Source organism: Arthrobacter sp. H41, from assembly GCF_000520535.1.
In the GTDB taxonomy this organism is placed as follows: domain Bacteria; phylum Actinomycetota; class Actinomycetes; order Actinomycetales; family Micrococcaceae; genus Arthrobacter_D.
In genome coordinates, this window is sequence record NZ_KI914800.1 from 22,328 (window position 1) to 24,665 (window position 2,338).

The window sequence follows — 2,338 nt, forward strand, 5'->3', positions numbered from 1 at the left end:
GAGCCGCCAGAGCCGCCATGCCGCCGGCGGCAGCGATCCACCGCCGCGGGTGGCTGAACGAGGGCCGCCAGTAGGCCACTGACAGGGCCGCAGCCGCAGAGCTGAGGCCCATCACCGCATACAGCAGGCCGGCCGAGGTAGCGGCCCCGAACTGGCCCGCGAAGGCGATGAGAGCGGCCTGGGTGGATCCGAAGAAGGTTCCCATCGCCAGCATGCCCGCCACCGGCAGGGCAACGAGCCACCATCGAACCGGAGGCTGCGCTGCACCCTCGATCGATCCAGCTCGGCGGCGGCCGGGCACGAGGACCGCGGAGGTCGGGTGGACGGCGAAAGCGATGACCATGACGACCGTCAGAGCCGCGGCCAGCGTGAGCGGCAACCACGGCGCAACGAGGCTCGCCAGCAGCCCCACGAGCGCGGGGCCCAGCACGAAGGTGAGCTCATCCGCGGTGCTCTCATAGGACAGTGCCGTGTCAAGATCGGCTGCAGGCCTGTCCCTGGTCAACGCCATCCAGCGAACACGGGCCAGCGGGCCGATCTGCGGGCAGGTGAACCCCATGGAGAACGCGGCAGCCAGCACCAGGACGAGGGCGCTTCCGGAGAACGCGGGAACCGAGTAGGTGGAGCCGATGACGAACGCGATCGCCAGCGTGTTGAGGAGTGCGGCGAGAACCAGCACCGGGCGCTGGCCGAGCCGGTCGGCGAGGAATCCGAGGACCGGCGCCCCGAGGGCCGACCCGATGCCCACTGCCCCGGCGGCGAAGCCACCGACTGCATAGGAGCCGCTTGCGGAGGTCACCAGGGTGAGGGCTCCGACAGTGAGCATCGCGAGCGGGAGCCGAGCGAAGAGTCCGATGGGGAGAAAGGACCGTCCCGCGAGCTTCGGCAGCACTCCGAAGCGGCCGAGCCGGCTCTTCGTGACTGAGGTGACAGGCGATGTAACGGGTGCCGTGTCCGGAATTTCTGGAGTCTTGTACATTTTTCTTCCGGGTACTGTTCAAGCGCGCATCGTCCCTCCTCCCGATGCGCCGAACCCGGTAACGCTCCCGATTTTACACTCCCTGGAGCTGCTCCACATACTCGAGCCTGGAGCCGGTGCGGCCCTTCACCACCTGGAGCTGTGCTGGTACGCGCTGTTTCAGTTCAGCGACGTGGCTGACCAGACCGACCACCCGACCTCCGCTGCGCAGCCCTTCGAGTGCGTCCATGACCTGTTCGAGCGCCTGCTCGTCGAGCGATCCGAAGCCCTCATCGACGAAGAGGGTCTCGATATCGAGGCCTCCCGCTTCCTGCTGGACGACGTCGGCCAGGCCGAGCGCCATGGCCAGCGACGCCATGAAGGACTCCCCGCCGGAGAGCGTCGCGGTGTCCCTCCGATTGCCCGTCCAGCCGTCGATGACGTTCAGCCCGAGTCCCGAACGCTTGTTCCCCGCGCGCGCATCGCTGTGGACGAGCGCGTACCGGCCGTCGGACATGGCGAGCAGGCGCTCAGTGGCAGCCTCGGCGACCTGCTCCAGGCGGGACGCGAGGACGTAGGTGCTGAGGGACATCTTGTAGGCGTTCTCCCCTCCGCCCCGGGCGGACTCCGCCACCGAGGAGGTCAGGCGGAGCTCATCGCGCAACGGCACCGTCACCTCTTCCTGGCGGTGCAGGAGCGTGCGGTACGTCCGAACCTGCAGCACTGACTGATCGAGCAGCCGGGCAGTGACGGCAGCAGCCCCGGCCTGTTCGACGAGTTGCTCGTGTCCCGTGATCGCGGCGTCCATCGGTGCTGAGGGACATCTTGTAGGCGTTCTCCCCTCCGCCCAGGGCGGACTCCGCCACCGAGGAGGTCAGGCGGAGCTCATCGCGCAACGGCACCGTCACCTCTTCCTGGCGGTGCAGGAGCGTGCGGTACGTCCGAACCTGCAGCACTGACTGATCGAGCAGCCGGGCAGTGACGGCAGCAGCCCCGGCCTGTTCGACGAGTTGCTCGTGTCCCGTGATCGCGGCGTCCATCTCCTCCTGCGTCAGCGCGGAAAGCCCCGCCTCCTCATCCGCCACAGCGGATCCGACTGCTGCATCCTCCCACTCGATCGACAGGCGGTGCCCGGCGTCGTCGTAGGCTCGCATGGCTTTACCGTGGGCTTCGACGGTCAGCAGCGGAAGAAGCGCCGCGCGGGCCTCGTCCCTTCCGGAGAAGATCGATGCTTCGAGGACATTCGCCAGCGTCCGGTGAACCCTTCCCAGCCGCACTCCGGTCCGCTCCGCTGCTTCGAGCGATTCCTGCGCTCCGGCCAGCAGCGCGAGGCTCTCCCCCACGGCCTCGACCCGGTCCCGGAGGCTCGCAAAACCGCCC

The 2,338-nt window shown here is 68.4% G+C and carries 2 protein-coding genes and 1 pseudogene; all 3 read right to left on the reverse strand.

Translation table 11 applies throughout. From position 1 onward, the window contains the following. Positions 1-979, reverse strand: a 979-nt coding sequence (locus Y705_RS19080; RefSeq protein ID WP_081737967.1) for an MFS transporter, incomplete at its 3' end; no start/stop codon positions are given. A gap of 73 nt (positions 980-1,052) precedes the next feature. Next, positions 1,053-1,583 (reverse strand): annotated as a pseudogene (locus Y705_RS0110345) (SbcC/MukB-like Walker B domain-containing protein); the annotation flags it as partial. A gap of 28 nt (positions 1,584-1,611) precedes the next feature. Next, on the reverse strand, positions 1,612-2,338 hold a 727-nt coding region (locus Y705_RS21880), incomplete at its 5' end, for a hypothetical protein (protein WP_049822590.1).